This is a genomic window from Streptococcus anginosus (assembly GCF_900636475.1).
Taxonomy (GTDB): domain Bacteria; phylum Bacillota; class Bacilli; order Lactobacillales; family Streptococcaceae; genus Streptococcus; species Streptococcus anginosus.
Genome location: NZ_LR134283.1, coordinates 667,936 through 682,783, shown reverse-complemented (window position 1 = coordinate 682,783; position 14,848 = coordinate 667,936). Strand labels below are relative to the sequence as shown.

The following is a 14,848-nucleotide window of genomic DNA, read 5'->3' as shown; positions in this document are numbered from 1 at the left end:
ACCATAGTTAATCTTGCAACGTTGTTGCACATCTTATTTAGGAGGTTCAGAGATGAACAAGAAACAATGGCTAGGCCTTGGTCTAGTAGCTGTCGCAGCAATTGGACTTGCTGCATGTGGTAACCGTGCATCTAAATCAGATAATAAAGATGCAAAGACGGATTTGAAAGCTGCAATTGTTACAGATACAGGTGGTGTAGATGATAAATCATTTAACCAATCTGCTTGGGAAGGTTTGCAAGCTTGGGGTAAAGAAAATGGATTGACAAAAGACCATGGCTTTACTTACTTCCAATCTACAAACGAATCTGAATACGCTACAAACCTTGAGCAAGCTGCTTCTAGCAATTACAAATTAGTATTTGGTATTGGATTTGCTCTTCGTAATGCAGTAGAATCTGCTGCAAAGGATCACTCTGATATTAACTATGTTATTATTGATGATGAAATTAAAGGTCAAAAGAATGTAGCTTCTGCACTCTTTGCAGATAACGAAGCTGCTTACCTTGCTGGTGTGGCTGCAGCCAAAACAACTAAAACAAAAATGATTGGTTTTGTTGGTGGTATCAAAGGTGCTGTATTAACTCGTTTTGAAAAAGGTTTTGAAGCTGGTGTGAAATCAGTAGATCCTTCTATTAAGATTGATGTGAAATACGCTGAAAGCTTTGGAGATGCTTCTAAAGGGAAGACGATTGCAGCAGCTCAATATGCAGCTGGTGCAGATGTTGTTTATCAAGTAGCCGGTGGTACTGGTGCTGGTGTATTCAACGAAGCGAAATCTATCAACGAAACTAGAAATGAATCTGACAAAGTTTGGGTTATCGGTGTTGACCGCGACCAAAACGATGAAGGTAAATACAAATCTAAAGACGGCAAAGAATCTAACTTTGTTTTGGCATCTAGCTTGAAAAAAGTTGGTGGTACTGTAAAAGATATTGCTAACAAAACAGCAAAAAATAAATTCCCAGGAGGAAAAACTACAACTTACGGTCTGAAAGACGGTGGAGTAGATTTGACAACTAAGAACTTATCAGATGATGCTAAAAAAGCCGTTGAAGATGCAAAAGCAAAAATCCTTGACGGAAGTATTAAAGTTCCTACAGAATAAATAATAACCTGACACTCAAGAAGCGACCTTCGTGGGCCGCTTTTTTGAGATTGAGACAGCTTTTGTCTCAGTAAAGCTGGCTAATCTTTTAGTGAGTTTTACTGAAATAAAATAATTTCTGAAAGGAATCAATCATATGGCACATGAGAATGTCATTGAAATGCACGAAATAACCAAGATTTTTGGTGAATTTGTCGCAAATGATAAAATCAACTTAAATCTAAGACGCGGTGAAATTCATGCACTTTTAGGAGAAAACGGAGCGGGCAAGTCTACTCTGATGAATATGTTGGCTGGCTTGCTTGAGCCAACAAGTGGTGAGATTACTGTGAATGGAAAATCAGTGACAATTGATTCTCCATCGAAATCAGCATCTTTAGGAATTGGAATGGTTCACCAGCATTTCATGCTGGTAGAGGCTTTTACGGTTGCTGAAAATATCATTTTGGGTAGTGAAACGACCAAAAATGGTGTTTTAGATATTCGAAAGGCAATCAAAGACATCAAGGAACTATCCGAAAAATATGGTTTAGCTGTGGATCCGACTGCAAAAGTTGAAGATATTTCAGTTGGTGCGCAACAACGTGTTGAAATCTTGAAAACATTGTATCGTGGTGCAGATATCTTGATTTTTGACGAACCAACAGCAGTATTAACTCCTTCAGAAATTGAAGAACTAGAACATATCATGAAAAATCTAGTCAAAGAAGGAAAATCCATTATTTTGATTACACATAAATTGGATGAAATCCGTGCTGTTTCTGATCGTGTAACTGTCATCCGTCGCGGTAAGAGTATTCAAACCGTTGAAATTGGTGGCGCAACGAATAAAGATCTTGCTGAAATGATGGTGGGACGTTCGGTATCCTTTACAACGGAAAAAGAAGCTTCAAATCCAAAAGAAGTTGTTCTATCTATTAAGGATTTGGTTGTGAATGAGAATCGTGGTGTGCCTGCTGTTAAAAATTTATCTTTGGATGTACGAGCTGGTGAAATTGTTGGGATTGCCGGGATTGATGGCAATGGACAAAGCGAGCTAGTTCAAGCAATCACAGGTCTTCGGAAGGTGAAATCAGGTAGCATTACCATTAAGGGGAAAGAAGTCGTTGGCCTATCTCCGCGGAAAATTACCGAAATGCAAGTTAGTCATGTGCCGGAAGACCGTCATCGTGATGGCTTGGTTTTAGATATGATGTTGTCTGAGAATATGGCTCTGCAAACTTATTACAAGGAGCCATTAAGCAAAAATGGAATTTTGAATTACAATAATATCACTTCTTATGCACGAAAGTTAATGGATGAATTTGATGTTCGGGCTGCAAGTGAAAGTGTTCCAGCATCTGCTCTTTCAGGAGGAAATCAACAAAAAGCCATTATTGCTCGTGAAATAGACCGCAATCCTGACCTTCTAATCGTTAGTCAGCCAACTCGTGGATTAGATGTTGGAGCGATTGAATACATTCATAAACGTTTGATTGAAGAACGTGACAAGGGTAAAGCAGTGCTTGTGGTCAGCTTTGAATTAGATGAAATTCTGAATGTTTCAGACCGTATTGCTGTTATTCATGATGGTAAGATTCAAGGTATTGTAACTCCAGCAGAAACTAATAAACAAGAGTTGGGTATCTTGATGGCTGGTGGTGAAATTAAGAAGGGAGATTCAAATGACTAAGAAAACACAGCAAATTGCGGTGCCTTTGATTTCCGTTGTTCTTGGAATTTTACTCGGTGCCATTATCATGTGGATTTTTGGCTATGATGCTATCTGGGGTTATGAAGAGCTGTTCAAAGCTGCTTTTGGTACTATCCGTAGTATTGGTGAAATTTTCCGTGCAATGGGTCCACTTATTTTAATTGCTCTTGGATTTGCAGTGGCAAGTCGGGCTGGGTTCTTTAATGTCGGCTTGCCGGGACAAGCTTTGGCAGGTTGGATTTTGAGTGGCTGGTTTGCGCTTTCATTTCCTAATCTTCCTCGCCCAATTATGATTCTTGCTACGGTTGTCATTGCAGCAGTAGCTGGTGGGATTATCGGTGCTATTCCTGGTATTCTTCGTGCTTATTTGGGAACAAGTGAAGTTATCGTTACGATTATGATGAACTACATCGTTCTCTACGTTGGAAATGCAATGATTCATAGTTTCCCAAAAAGTGTTATGCAAAGTATTGATTCAAGTGTTAAGGTTGGAGCTAATGCAACCTATCAAACAGAATGGCTGCGGGCATTGACCAATAATTCACGGATGAATATCGGAATCTTCTTTGCGGTCATTGCAGTTGTCCTTATCTGGTTTATGCTAAAAAAAACAACGCTTGGATTTGAAATCCGTTCTGTCGGGCTAAATCCAAATGCGAGTGAATATGCAGGGATGTCTGCTAAACGGACGATTATTCTTTCAATGATTATCTCAGGTGCCCTTGCCGGTGTCGGAGGTGTTGTTGAAGGACTTGGAACTTTCCAAAATGTCTATGTACAAGGAAGTTCCCTAGCTGTCGGCTTTAATGGTATGGCCGTTAGCTTGCTGGCAAATAATTCACCAATTGGTATTCTCTTTGCAGCATTCTTATTTGCCGTGCTTCAAGTCGGAGCTCCAGGTATGAACACCGCAACGATTCCAGCGGAACTGGTAAATATTGTAACAGCATCAATTATTTTCTTTGTAAGTATTCATTACATCATTGAACATTTTATCAAACCAAGAAAACAAGCAAAAGTAAAGGGAGGAAAATAAGATGAATTTTGTAACAATGTTAAGTCTGTTAGTTTCCTCTATGCTGATTTATGCAGCACCTTTAATCTTTACTAGTATTGGTGGTGCCTTCTCAGAGCATGCTGGGATTGTTAATGTCGGACTTGAAGGTATTATGGTTATGGGAGCTTTCTCAGGAGTTGTCTTTAACCTTACTTTTGTGAATACCTTTGGAAGTTTAACGCCTTGGTTAGCACTTTTAGTCGGTGGTATTGTGGGACTAATTTTCTCACTCATTCATGCTGTAGCAACTATCAATTTCCGTGCGGACCATGTTGTTAGTGGTACAGTGCTCAATTTGATGGCGCCTGCGTTAGCGATTTTCTTGGTAAAAGCTTTCTATAATAAAGGGCAAACAGATAATATTCAAGTATCATTTGGTAAATTTAATTTTCCACTATTATCAGATATTCCTGTCATTGGAGATATCTTCTTTAAACACACCAGTCTAATGGGGTATATTGCAGTTGCATTTGCTTTCCTAGCATGGTTCATTATGTTTAAGACGAAATTTGGGCTTCGTTTGCGTTCCGTAGGTGAACACCCACAAGCGGCAGACACCCTCGGTATCAATGTTTATCTCATGCGTTATTACGGTGTGATGATTTCAGGTTTTCTTGGCGGTGTCGGTGGAGCGATTTATGCACAATCTATTTCTGTAAACTTCGCTGCGACAACCATTATCGGACCAGGGTTCATCTCGCTGGCTGCTATGATTTTTGGTAAATGGAATCCAATTGGCGCTATGCTTTCAAGTCTATTCTTTGGGCTATCTCAAAGTTTAGCCGTTATCGGAAGTCAATTACCATTCCTATCACATGTACCAGCTGTGTACCTACAAATTGCACCTTATGTATTGACTATTGTTGTGTTGGCAGCATTCTTCGGAAAAGCTGTTGCACCAAAAGCAGACGGTGTCAATTATATTAAATCAAAATAAACTATTGCAAAAAGCCAAGTTACTGTTCAAAGTAGCCTGGCTTTTTTGATAAAAAAACAATCATTCTGCTAAGAAGAGTGACTTAGAGAACGATTGTTTTTAAAATGTTTTACATAAAATAGACAATAGCAAGATATTGAAGTGCAGAAGCAGCTAGGATAAAGAGGTGCCAAATCATGTGGAAATATGGTTTTTTCTTAGCATAAAATCCTGCACCAACAGTATAACAGAGTCCTCCAGCTAACATCAATCCCCAGAAAATAGATCCCGTTTGACCAATGATTTGCGGAATAATCAGAATCACTAACCAGCCCATAATAAGATAAAGTGCCAAGCTAAATTTTTCATTAACTTTTTTAGCAAATATTTTATACAAAATACCAAAAATGGTCGTTCCCCATTGAATTATGATAATAAGATAACCCAACCAATTGTTCATAAGGGATAGTACGACTGGCGTATAACTTCCCGCAATAGCAATGTAAATCATTGAATGATCGATGATCCGTAGAATATACTTATGCGTAGAACCATAGCTCATTGAATGGTAAATCGTTGAAGAAAGAAACATCAGAAATAAACTGATGACAAAAATTGAAACTCCGACAGCAGCAAGCATACCATGTTCTTCATAGCTATAAATGGCTGAGATAGGAAGCAGTACTAACATAACCACAGCCCCGACAGCGTGAGTGACAGCATTGGCAATTTCTTCCCCAAAGCTAAGTTGTTTGCTGAGTTTAAGCGTTTGATTCATTTTTTTTACCTCCTTCTAAGGCTAGAGCTAATTTCTTTGTTTGATGAAATAATTTCACCGTTTGGCAAGCTGCCTCAATAGCAGGTGCGACTGTGTCAGCTTTTTCTTCTCGCATGCAATTAACGAATTCATTATAAAGAGTAGCCGAATCTTTTTCGTCTACCAGAAGTTGAATCGTCTTGATAATATCTGGTATTGGAAAGACAGGTTTTAACGTCGTCAGTACAATCAGACGAGCAATCTGTACGCGATTGTATTTTTTCTTAATTGGCTTTGGAATGTGGGCGTGTTTCACATAATTATTGACCATAGCAGCCGTTAAAGGCTTATCTGTGCTATGAAATGCTTGTTCGTTGACACCATTCACATAGAGGAGAACCTGGTCAAGATAAAGATCTAACTCTGGTAGTTCTTCCCAAGTTGGGAATTTTGTGATTTCCAAAATATCCACCTCTTTCTTATCTAGTCTTAATAACTAGATTATATGATAACAATTGTCTAATGTCAAGAGAAAAATCATTTGTTCTGCAAAATAACTTTTGATACAATAAGATTATGAAAATTTTAATTCCAACTGCAAAGGAAATGAATCTTAGCCTTAAGCCTCATGGCAAGTGTTTTCTTTCAGAGCAAACAAAAACAATTGTAGCTAGTCTATCACAGTATTCTATTGAAGAATTAGCAGATTTCTATCATATTAGTCTGGAACGTGCAGAAGAAGAGTATATTCATCTTCAACAATTAAAAAATGGGCAAGCTCTTACTTACCCAGCTTTGCATTTATTTGATGGTCTTATGTATCGAAACATCAGAAGAAGTCATTTAACGAAGCAAGAGTTGAGTTATGTAGACAAGCATTTGTTCATCACTTCTAGTCTATATGGTGTTATACCAGCTATGGCGTTGATTTCACCTCATCGATTGGATTTTTCAGTGAAATGTACTATTTCTGGCAAAAGCCTGAAAAATTATTGGCGCAATGATTATGATGCAGCTATTTCAGATGAGGAAATGATTTTGTCTCTGTTATCAAGTGAGTTCGAGACGGTGTTTTCCAAATCTGTGCGCGATAAGATGCTTCGGTTTAAATTTTTAGAAGATAGAGAAGGAAGTTTGAAAGTTCACTCAACTATTTCTAAAAAATCTCGTGGTCAATTTTTAACAGCTTTAATTGAAAGCCAAGTAAGAAGCAAAGAAGAAATCAAACAATTGCAATTTGCAGGCTTTGCTTTCCGAGAGGATTTGTCTACGATAAATACCTATGTCTTTGTTAAGGAGTAAAATAAAAATGGAATGATGTAAAAGTGTCATTCCATTTTTTGCTTATTTTAATAGATAGCTGCCAATAATGCTTCAGCTTGAGCTGCGAGTTCAGCTTGTTTTTCTTCGGAAACTGTCAGTTGACCAGTTCCCCAGGCTTCTGGGTTTACAGCAACACCAGTAAATGGTTCAACAACTTTCATGCGAATAAATGGAAGAAGGCTGCGATAATGTTTGAAAACTTCATCTGGAGAAGTTCCATTGGCTACTGAGGAAACTGTTACAAGTTTTTCATTAAGAGCAGAAGGCCCTGATGGGTTTGAAAGGTCAAGTGCACGTGATAGCCAATCTAAGAGATTTTTAACAACTCCTGGAATTGCCCAGTTATAGGTTGGTGAGAAGAGCCAGATAGCATCAGCAGCGAGAATTTCTTCACGAGCTTTGGCAACAGCCGCAGGAGCTGGGCTTTCAATATCCTGGTTGAAAAATGGAACATCTTTGAAATCAAGATAAGAAACTTCAGCTTTGTCAGCAAGAATGTTTTCAGCCTGAGAAGCTAACTGATGGTTGAATGAGCCTTGGCGAAGAGACCCGACGATAAATAGTACTTTTTTAGACATATAAGTCACTCTCCTTTTCTTTTGTACCTTTTTATGTTACAACGAATATCACTAGTTAGCAAGAAATTAGCTCAAATTTTTAAATTTCTTTAAAATTCGAATCAAATCTTCTTTATCTTGCTCTGTTAAAATCCTTAATCCTTGCTGGATATTTTGAATATGCTCTGGAAGAACCGCTTCAATTTTACTACGTCCTTCTGGTGTCAATCCGACTAAAAAAGAACGTCGATCAGATGGGTCACAGGTACGAAAAATCCAACCGTCCCGTATCATATTTTTGATGACAACGGTCATATTTCCAGATGTCGCAAGCATTTTATCAATTAAGTCTTGAATGCGTAAGTTCCCTTTGCTATAAAGGGTTTCTAAGACTGAAAATTGAGTTGGAGTCAATTTGTGTTGCTTTGCCGCTTGATTTTCAAAAGGTCGAATCGTGCGAATAGCTTTATTTAAAACAATCATTGTTTTTAAATCAAGACGATTTTCTTGAAAAAGTTTTGTTAGTTTGTCCATATCTGTATTTTATCAATAAGTAGTAATAAAATCAAATTTTAGAAAAAGATAGAAAAAAGTCCTTATTTATAGTATAATGGACGAGTGAAAAATAGAAGAAAAAATGATAGAAATTTCATTATTTGGCAATATATTATCGGAAGTGTGATAGTTTTGGCCGTTCTCACTTTTTCTTTCCTTTACATTTTAAATCTATCTATGGATCCTTACCAATCAGCTAAGGTAACGGCTAGTAGAATTGCTCGTCAATATGCAGATTTGGATAAAGTGGATCGCTTTGCTATTTATAACGGTGAAAAAAGTTATTACAGTCTTTTGGGGAAAAATCGTAAAAAGACGCAGCTTGCTGTTTTGATAGAAGCAGATAGTGATAAAATCTATACTTATGAGTTGTCCAAAGGGATTAGTCAAGAAAAAGCAAAACAAATCGCTAAAGAGAGTGGTGCCAAACAAATTGATAAAGTGACATTTGGCTATGTAAAAGAGCAACCAATCTGGGAAGTCAAGTCTGGAACAACTTATTATAATGTTGGATTTGAAACAGGAACATTGCTCAGCAAGGAGGGACTATGAGATTATCAAATCGTGTTTTAAATATGGAAGAAAGTGTAACTTTAGCAGCAGCAGCGCGCGCAAAAGCTTTAAAAGCACAAGGTCGTGATATCCTTTCGCTGACTTTGGGAGAGCCAGATTTTCCAACTCCGAAGAATATTCAAGATGCTGCTATCTCTGCAATAAAAGACGGTAGAGCTAGCTTTTATACGGTTACCAGTGGTCTGCCTGAATTAAAGGAAGCAATTGTAGCATATTTTGCAAAATACTATGGTTATACGATTAAACCAAATCAAGTGACCGTTGCGACGGGTGCAAAGTTTTCCCTTTATACCTTTTTTATGAGTGTCATCAATCCAGGTGATGAAGCAATTATTCCGGCACCGTGCTGGGTTAGTTATGGCGACCAGATTAAGATGGCAGAAGGAATACCAGTTTTTGTTCAAACGACGGAAGCCAATCATTTCAAAGTGACCGTTGAGCAATTAGAGGCTGCTCGGACAGAGAAAACGAAAGTTTTGGTGCTCAATTCTCCTTCCAATCCAACGGGAATGATTTATACTGCCGAGGAGTTATTAGCGATAGGTAATTGGGCTGTAGAGCATGATATTCTCATTTTGGCAGATGATATTTATGGCCGCTTGGTTTACAATGGAAATGAATTTACACCGATTTCGAGCTTATCTGAAGCGATCCGCAAGCAAACAATTGTTATCAATGGTGTATCTAAGTCGTATTCGATGACTGGTTGGCGGCTGGGTTATGCTGTTGGAGAGCCTGAAATCATTGCAGCGATGAGTAAAGTGGCTGGACAAACGACTTCTAATCCAACCGCTGCTTCCCAATATGCGGCGATTGAAGCTCTAAAGGGCCCTCAAGACACTGTTGAAATCATGCGTCAGGCTTTTGAAGAACGTCTCAATACCATTTATCCTTTGCTTGCAGAAGTTCCCGGCTTTGAAGTGGTGAAACCACAAGGAGCGTTTTACCTCTTTCCAAATGTTAAAAAAGCAATGGAGCTGAAAGGCTATTCAGATGTGACAGAGTTTACAACAGCTATTCTAGAAGAAGTAGGTGTCGCTCTTGTAACAGGTGCTGGCTTTGGTGCGCCAGAAAATGTTCGTCTTAGTTATGCGACGGATATGGATACCTTGAAAGAGGCCGTTCATCGTATCAAGGCGTTTATGGAGAGTTAAAAAACGATCGATCATTTTAGCCTTAAGGTAAAGAATTTAGAAGTTTCTAAAGCTTTCTATCAAGCCACTTTAACTCCTTTAAATTATCACCTTCAATTTGATACGGGGCAGGTCGTTAGTTTCACAGAACCGCGAGATGTGGATCCAGGTGGTGATTTTTGGCTAAATGTTGGTCAACAAGAGCCGATGCATTTTGCTTTTAGTGCTCAAACTTGTCAAGAAGTAGATGCTTTCTATCAAGCAGCTTTGGCTACTGGAGGAAAGGATAATGGTGCACCTGGCGAACGTAAAAATACTATGCGGCCTTTGTGATAGACCCAGACGGGAACAACATTGAGGCTGTTTATCATAAAAAATAAAATAGAAAAGAGAAAAAACGTGTCAACAAAATATACTTCAATTATGGATGTTAAAAATCATGTCGGAGAAGAAGTGACGATTGGTGCTTGGGTTGCCAATAAATCAGGAAAAGGAAAAATTGCTTTTCTGCAATTGCGTGACGGTACAGCTTTTTTTCAAGCTGTGGCTTTCAAGCCAAATTTCCTTGAAAAATTTGGTGAAGAAGAGGGTTTGAATAAATTTAATATCATCAAACACTTGAACCAAGAAACAGCTGTTTTGGTAAAAGGAATCGTCAAAGAAGATGAGCGCTCAAAATTTGGATATGAATTGGACGTGACGGATATTGAAATCGTTGGAGAGTCCAATGATTATCCTATCACACCAAAGGAACACGGAACAGACTTTTTGATGGATCACCGTCATTTATGGCTACGTTCACGCAAGCAAATGGCAATTATGCAGATTCGCAACGCAATTATCTATGCTTCCTATGAATTTTTTGACCGCAACGGCTTTATCAAATTTGACAGTCCGATTTTATCAGGAAATGCAGCGGAAGATTCCACAGAGCTTTTTGAAACAGATTATTTTGGAACCCCTGCCTTTCTAAGTCAATCTGGGCAACTTTACTTAGAAGCAGGTGCTATGGCACTTGGTCGTGTATTTGACTTTGGTCCTGTTTTCCGTGCCGAAAAATCCAAAACACGCCGCCATTTGACAGAATTCTGGATGATGGATGCAGAATATCCATTTGTTACTCATGATGAGTCGCTTGATCTTCAGGAGGCTTATGTGAAGGCTTTGATTCAAGGAGTTTTGGATCGTGCACCACATGCGCTTGAAGTGTTGGAACGTGATACTGATCTTCTTAAAAAATACGTGGCAGAACCATTCAAACGTATTTCTTACGATGAAGTCATTGATCTCTTACAAGATCATGAAAACGATGAAGATGCAGAGTATGAACATATCGAACGTGGAGATGATTTTGGGTCACCACATGAAACTTGGATTTCAAACTATTTTGGTCTACCAACTTTCGTCGTGAACTACCCTGCTAGCTTTAAGGCTTTCTACATGAAACCTGTTCCTGGTAACGAAGAACGTGTGCTTTGTGCAGACCTTTTAGCACCAGAGGGCTATGGAGAAATCATAGGTGGTTCTGCTCGTGAAGAAAGCTATGAAAAATTATTAGCGAAGATTGAAGAAAATGGTCTGAACCCTGATGACTATGCTTTCTATCTAGATCTTCGTAAATATGGTTCAGTTCCTCATGCTGGATTTGGACTTGGCTTGGAGAGAATGGTGACATTTGTTGCAGGAACGAAACACATCCGTGAAGCCATTCCATTCCCACGTATGCTCCACAGAATTGAGCCTTAGGAAATGTGAGAGTGGGATAGAAATCAATCATTCGAAGAATTTGATTTTTCAGCAAGTTCTAGTTTCTAGTTGCTGACCTAAAACAGTCCACTGGACTGTTTTACTTCCACCTCCGCACAAGTTGGTTAGGATAGCCGTTATCACCGGTATAACAAGGGATAAGGATATCCAACCAACCACTGCGTTTTGCAAGCCAAACTATAAAATGCATGAGGTTGGGAGCTTATGTCCCAACCTTTTTAAAATTGAAATATTATGAAAAATGAATAAGTTAGAAAACTGAACGGGAAGTTCGGTTTCTTCTTAGTAAAGGAAAAAGTATGTTTAGGAGAAGTTACAAAAGAAATATTCCTCTTATGACAGGAGTGGAATTCTTAGGATTTCTAGGTATTACGAGTTTTTGGATTTTATTTCTCAGTCAAAATGGTATGTCTTTACTGCAAATTGGGCTGTTAGAGAGTATTTTTCATGCAACAGGCATTGTTTTTGAAATTCCGTCAGGCATGTTGGCAGATCGATTTTCTTATAAGACCAATCTGTACGTAAGCCGCTTGACTAGCATTTTATCATCTATTTTAATGTTGACAGGGCAAGGGAATTTTTGGATATATGCAATGGCAATGATAATCAATGCTTTGTCTTATAACTTTGATTCAGGAACGAGCTCTGCACTGCTATATGACTCTGCTGTTGAAGCTGGTTTAAAAGACCGTTATTTGAAAATATCAAGTTTGATGTCAGGTGTTTCTGAGGCAGCAATCTCTTTAGGAACGGTACTAGCGGGGTTATTTGTACATGGATATTTGTATATTACTTATTATATCATGATTGCGGTTTCTATTATTGTTTTAATTCTGATTTGGTTGATAAAAGAACCGACAATGAAAAAGAAAAATGACGAAGTGTTGACGATGAAAAAAATTATCTTGATTGTGAGAGAAGAGATGAAAAATAATCCCAGTCTTTTTACATGGATGATGATTTTTCAATTTGTTGGAACAATAATGTGCATGTTTTACTTTTACTATCAAAAACAATTGCCAGACTTGGCAGGATGGCAGATTTCAACAGTTATGTTGATTGGTAGCGTCTTAAATATTTTGGCAGTTTCTTTTGCCAGCAAGATTGGGAAAACGTGGCATTCTTTTCGGATTTTTCCAGTAGTTGTCAGTTTAACAGGAGCAGTTTATGCACTGTCATTTTTGGGAACGCCATTTATGTATATCCTTGTTTATTTGACGACAAATGCTTTGTATGCTATGTACCAACCAATATTTTACAATGATTTGCAACAGTATTTACCAAGTTCAGCCAGAGCAACTATGTTAAGTGTTGCTTCAATGATGTTCAGTTTAAGCATGATTATCATTTTTCCGATTGTTGGTTGGCTGATTGACAGTTTTGGCTTTGATCAGACTTTTATTGGATTAGGGCTAGTTCTTATCTTACTAACGTCGCTTTTAGTGATTGTTTTTCAAATGATTCGTAAACAATTGAAATCAATCAAAAATTAGCTCATTATTTATTATCTGCAGTAGTGATTTGTATCTAATTTTTAATGAATGCAACCAGTTGTTGCTGCTTATGATAAAAACAGCAAATATAAGGAAAATTATATACTTATTTTTTACACAACTACAAAATATAATTATCAAATTTAGGAAAATCTTGTTTAAAAATACTATATATTGTAGTTAGTATAAACTGCTATATAATTCCTTAGTGTTATAGAGATGATAGGAGGAAAACTTATGCGCGATAATCATCTTCATACTTACTTTTCTTATGATTCAGATGCTGATTTCAGAGATTATTTGGAACATTACGATGGTGAAATCGTAACGACTGAACATCTGGATTTATCTAATCCCTATCCGTATGATGCAGGTTCTCCTCACGATGATATTCCTGATTATGAGTCTTATTCTAGAAAAATAGCTGCTCTCAATCGGAAATATGGAAATCGAATCAAAAAAGGAATTGAAATCGGATATTACAGACCACGAAAGAACGATATTTTAGCTTATTTGGAGAATAAAGATTATGATTTAAAACTGTTGTCTGTTCACCATAATGGAAAGTTCGATTACTTAGAAGAACCTGCTTTGCAATCTGATAAAATGAAGGTGATTCCAGCTTATTTTAAAGAAATGGAAGAAGCTATTGAAAGTATTCCAGCTGATGTTTTGGCTCATTTTGACTATGGTTTTCGCAAGTTCAATGTAACGGTTGAAGAATTGAAAAATTTTGAACCTCAACTTCGTACCCTCTTTCAAAAAATGATAGAGCATAACTTGGCTTTTGAACTGAATGGCAAGTCTATGTATCTCTACAATCATGAAGATATTTATATCTATGCTTTATCTTTGGTGAAAGAATTGGGAGGAACAAAGTATTCTGTTGGCTCTGATGCTCATACGTTAGAACATTTTCGCTTGAATTTCGACCGAATCCAGCAAATCCTAACGGAATTTGGCATAGACGAAGGAATGTTGCTATAAAAAAGGGGTTAGAACAAAAAGTTCTTAACCTCCCATTATATTTGTTTTAGATTACAAGGTGTAGTAGTTGTCGGATATGGAAACATCATAACAAATATTCATATTCTCTGATAATTAAACCATTTTCAAACTCAAAAATATCACAGGATAGTTGACCAAAATCGTTTTTGAGAATAGTAACAATCCGATTTTCATTAGTTGAAAAAGTATGCAAGCAGGAAAATTGAACGTTGCTATGATGATAGGCTTGCTGAATCTTCAGAAGATAATCGTCTATTCCATGAATGGTTGAAACTTCTTGCCCGTGCAATTCCCAGATAACTTCAGGATGTAAAAAATTTTGGTAAGTTTCCCAGTCTCTTTGATTTTCTGCTTGAAAGAACAAGGTTAGTTTTTCTGAATTTGGCATCAATCGTCCCTTTAATGAAACAACTTTTCCCAAAAAGAAGGTTTCTTTTCTGCTTGTTGGGATAAATCTGATTGGAAAAGTTCAGAAAATTGGATAAGGATTTCTTTTTCGGTAATCTCTACTGGATGATCGCTATGAATGACCAAGCCAAATGGAGAATTCTTGTAGTTACTAGACACAATTGTTGCTTTGCAGCCAAGATCTTTTGCTATTTTTAAGTAAAAAATTTGATATTGACTGGTAATCTCAGGAGATATTTTCACAGTCACAGGCTGATAGTCCAAGATAATCTTTTGTAAAATTTCTTTAAAGTGGTCGTGGATGGGAGCGCTGTTAGCTTCATCAATACTACATTCTGCAATGACCCGCTCTTCAAATGTTTCTAAAAATTTTCTTTGCTCATCGGGATTTAATTTTAATCCCCCTTGAGATTTTTCCATTATTGTTTTATTTATATCTGTCATAAAGTTAGTATAGCATACTTTTTTTGAAATTTATCCAAGAAACATTCGGAAATATA

Annotated in this window: 16 protein-coding genes and 1 pseudogene; 11 read left to right on the top strand and 6 right to left on the bottom strand. The window is 37.4% G+C overall.

Annotation, left to right across the window (positions count from 1 at the left end):
• The first annotated feature begins 52 nt into the window (after nt 1-52).
• The 4 genes from EL079_RS03380 to EL079_RS03365 all read left to right on the top strand — a co-directional run bounded on the left by EL079_RS03380 (nt 53) and on the right by EL079_RS03365 (nt 4,795).
• Nucleotides 53-1,108 (top strand): BMP family lipoprotein, encoded by a 1,056-nt coding sequence (locus tag EL079_RS03380; RefSeq protein ID WP_003032189.1) that lies wholly within the window; start codon nt 53-55, stop codon nt 1,106-1,108.
• A 136-nt stretch (nt 1,109-1,244) separates the two neighbouring features.
• A complete protein-coding gene (locus EL079_RS03375; protein WP_003024370.1) occupies nt 1,245-2,780 on the top strand; it encodes an ABC transporter ATP-binding protein in 1,536 nt (511 codons plus the stop codon).
• The gene (locus EL079_RS03370) at nt 2,773-3,837 is read left to right on the top strand and encodes an ABC transporter permease (RefSeq protein WP_003036657.1); all 1,065 of its coding nucleotides are present in this window, start codon (nt 2,773-2,775) and stop codon (nt 3,835-3,837) included. The genes EL079_RS03375 and EL079_RS03370 overlap by 8 nt, the downstream gene beginning before the upstream one ends.
• Nucleotide 3,838: 1 nt before the next feature.
• Nucleotides 3,839-4,795 carry an ABC transporter permease gene (locus EL079_RS03365; RefSeq protein ID WP_003024372.1) on the top strand — a complete coding sequence of 319 codons (957 nt, stop codon included), beginning with the start codon at nt 3,839-3,841 and terminating at the stop codon, nt 4,793-4,795.
• 109 nt (nt 4,796-4,904) lie between these two features.
• On the opposite strand, the gene trhA is transcribed toward EL079_RS03365, so the two are convergent.
• Entirely contained in the window at nt 4,905-5,552 is a 648-nt protein-coding gene (trhA, locus tag EL079_RS03360) for a PAQR family membrane homeostasis protein TrhA (protein WP_018543469.1), read from the bottom strand.
• Entirely contained in the window at nt 5,536-5,994 is a 459-nt protein-coding gene (locus EL079_RS03355; protein ID WP_018543470.1) for a DUF1836 domain-containing protein, read from the bottom strand. The genes trhA and EL079_RS03355 overlap by 17 nt, the downstream gene beginning before the upstream one ends.
• A 113-nt stretch (nt 5,995-6,107) precedes the next feature.
• Between EL079_RS03355 and yaaA the strand changes: the two genes are divergently transcribed.
• Nucleotides 6,108-6,833, top strand: coding sequence for a peroxide stress protein YaaA (yaaA, locus tag EL079_RS03350; protein WP_003032190.1), 726 nt, complete (start codon nt 6,108-6,110; stop codon nt 6,831-6,833).
• Nucleotides 6,834-6,880: 47 nt separating this feature from the next.
• Here yaaA and EL079_RS03345 read toward each other — a convergent pair whose 3' ends face one another.
• Both EL079_RS03345 and EL079_RS03340 read right to left on the bottom strand, forming a co-directional pair.
• Nucleotides 6,881-7,432: an NADPH-dependent FMN reductase gene (locus EL079_RS03345; RefSeq protein ID WP_003032187.1), complete on the bottom strand. Its 552-nt coding sequence runs from the start codon at nt 7,430-7,432 to the stop codon at nt 6,881-6,883.
• A gap of 66 nt (nt 7,433-7,498) precedes the next feature.
• Nucleotides 7,499-7,945, bottom strand: coding sequence for a MarR family winged helix-turn-helix transcriptional regulator (locus EL079_RS03340; RefSeq protein WP_003029623.1), 447 nt, complete (start codon nt 7,943-7,945; stop codon nt 7,499-7,501).
• 84 nt (nt 7,946-8,029) lie between these two features.
• Here EL079_RS03340 and EL079_RS03335 point away from each other — a divergent pair, with 84 nt between their 5' ends.
• The 6 genes and pseudogenes from EL079_RS03335 to EL079_RS03310 all read left to right on the top strand — a co-directional run bounded on the left by EL079_RS03335 (nt 8,030) and on the right by EL079_RS03310 (nt 13,919).
• A complete protein-coding gene (locus EL079_RS03335; RefSeq protein WP_003032174.1) occupies nt 8,030-8,518 on the top strand; it encodes a cell wall elongation regulator TseB-like domain-containing protein in 489 nt (162 codons plus the stop codon).
• The gene (locus tag EL079_RS03330; protein WP_003032169.1) at nt 8,515-9,693 is read left to right on the top strand and encodes a pyridoxal phosphate-dependent aminotransferase; all 1,179 of its coding nucleotides are present in this window, start codon (nt 8,515-8,517) and stop codon (nt 9,691-9,693) included. Before EL079_RS03335 ends, EL079_RS03330 begins: the two co-directional genes overlap by 4 nt.
• Before the next feature lie 6 nt (nt 9,694-9,699).
• Nucleotides 9,700-10,052, top strand: a pseudogene (locus EL079_RS03325) (VOC family protein).
• Between the two features lie 19 nt (nt 10,053-10,071).
• Nucleotides 10,072-11,418: an asparagine--tRNA ligase gene (asnS, locus tag EL079_RS03320; protein ID WP_003032178.1), complete on the top strand. Its 1,347-nt coding sequence runs from the start codon at nt 10,072-10,074 to the stop codon at nt 11,416-11,418.
• Nucleotides 11,419-11,738: 320 nt separating this feature from the next.
• Complete coding sequence (locus tag EL079_RS03315; protein ID WP_003032168.1) at nt 11,739-12,932, top strand: MFS transporter; 1,194 nt, start codon at nt 11,739-11,741, stop codon at nt 12,930-12,932.
• 237 nt (nt 12,933-13,169) lie between these two features.
• Nucleotides 13,170-13,919 carry a PHP domain-containing protein gene (locus EL079_RS03310; protein WP_003032185.1) on the top strand — a complete coding sequence of 250 codons (750 nt, stop codon included), beginning with the start codon at nt 13,170-13,172 and terminating at the stop codon, nt 13,917-13,919.
• Nucleotides 13,920-14,004: 85 nt separating this feature from the next.
• On the opposite strand, the gene EL079_RS03305 is transcribed toward EL079_RS03310, so the two are convergent.
• Together EL079_RS03305 and EL079_RS03300 are read right to left on the bottom strand one after the other, a co-directional pair.
• On the bottom strand, nt 14,005-14,328 hold the full coding sequence (locus EL079_RS03305) for a nuclear transport factor 2 family protein (protein ID WP_003032172.1): 324 nt from the start codon (nt 14,326-14,328) through the stop codon (nt 14,005-14,007).
• A gap of 11 nt (nt 14,329-14,339) precedes the next feature.
• Entirely contained in the window at nt 14,340-14,792 is a 453-nt protein-coding gene (locus EL079_RS03300; RefSeq protein WP_022524404.1) for a DUF1694 domain-containing protein, read from the bottom strand.
• Between the last annotated feature and the right edge of the window lie 56 nt (nt 14,793-14,848).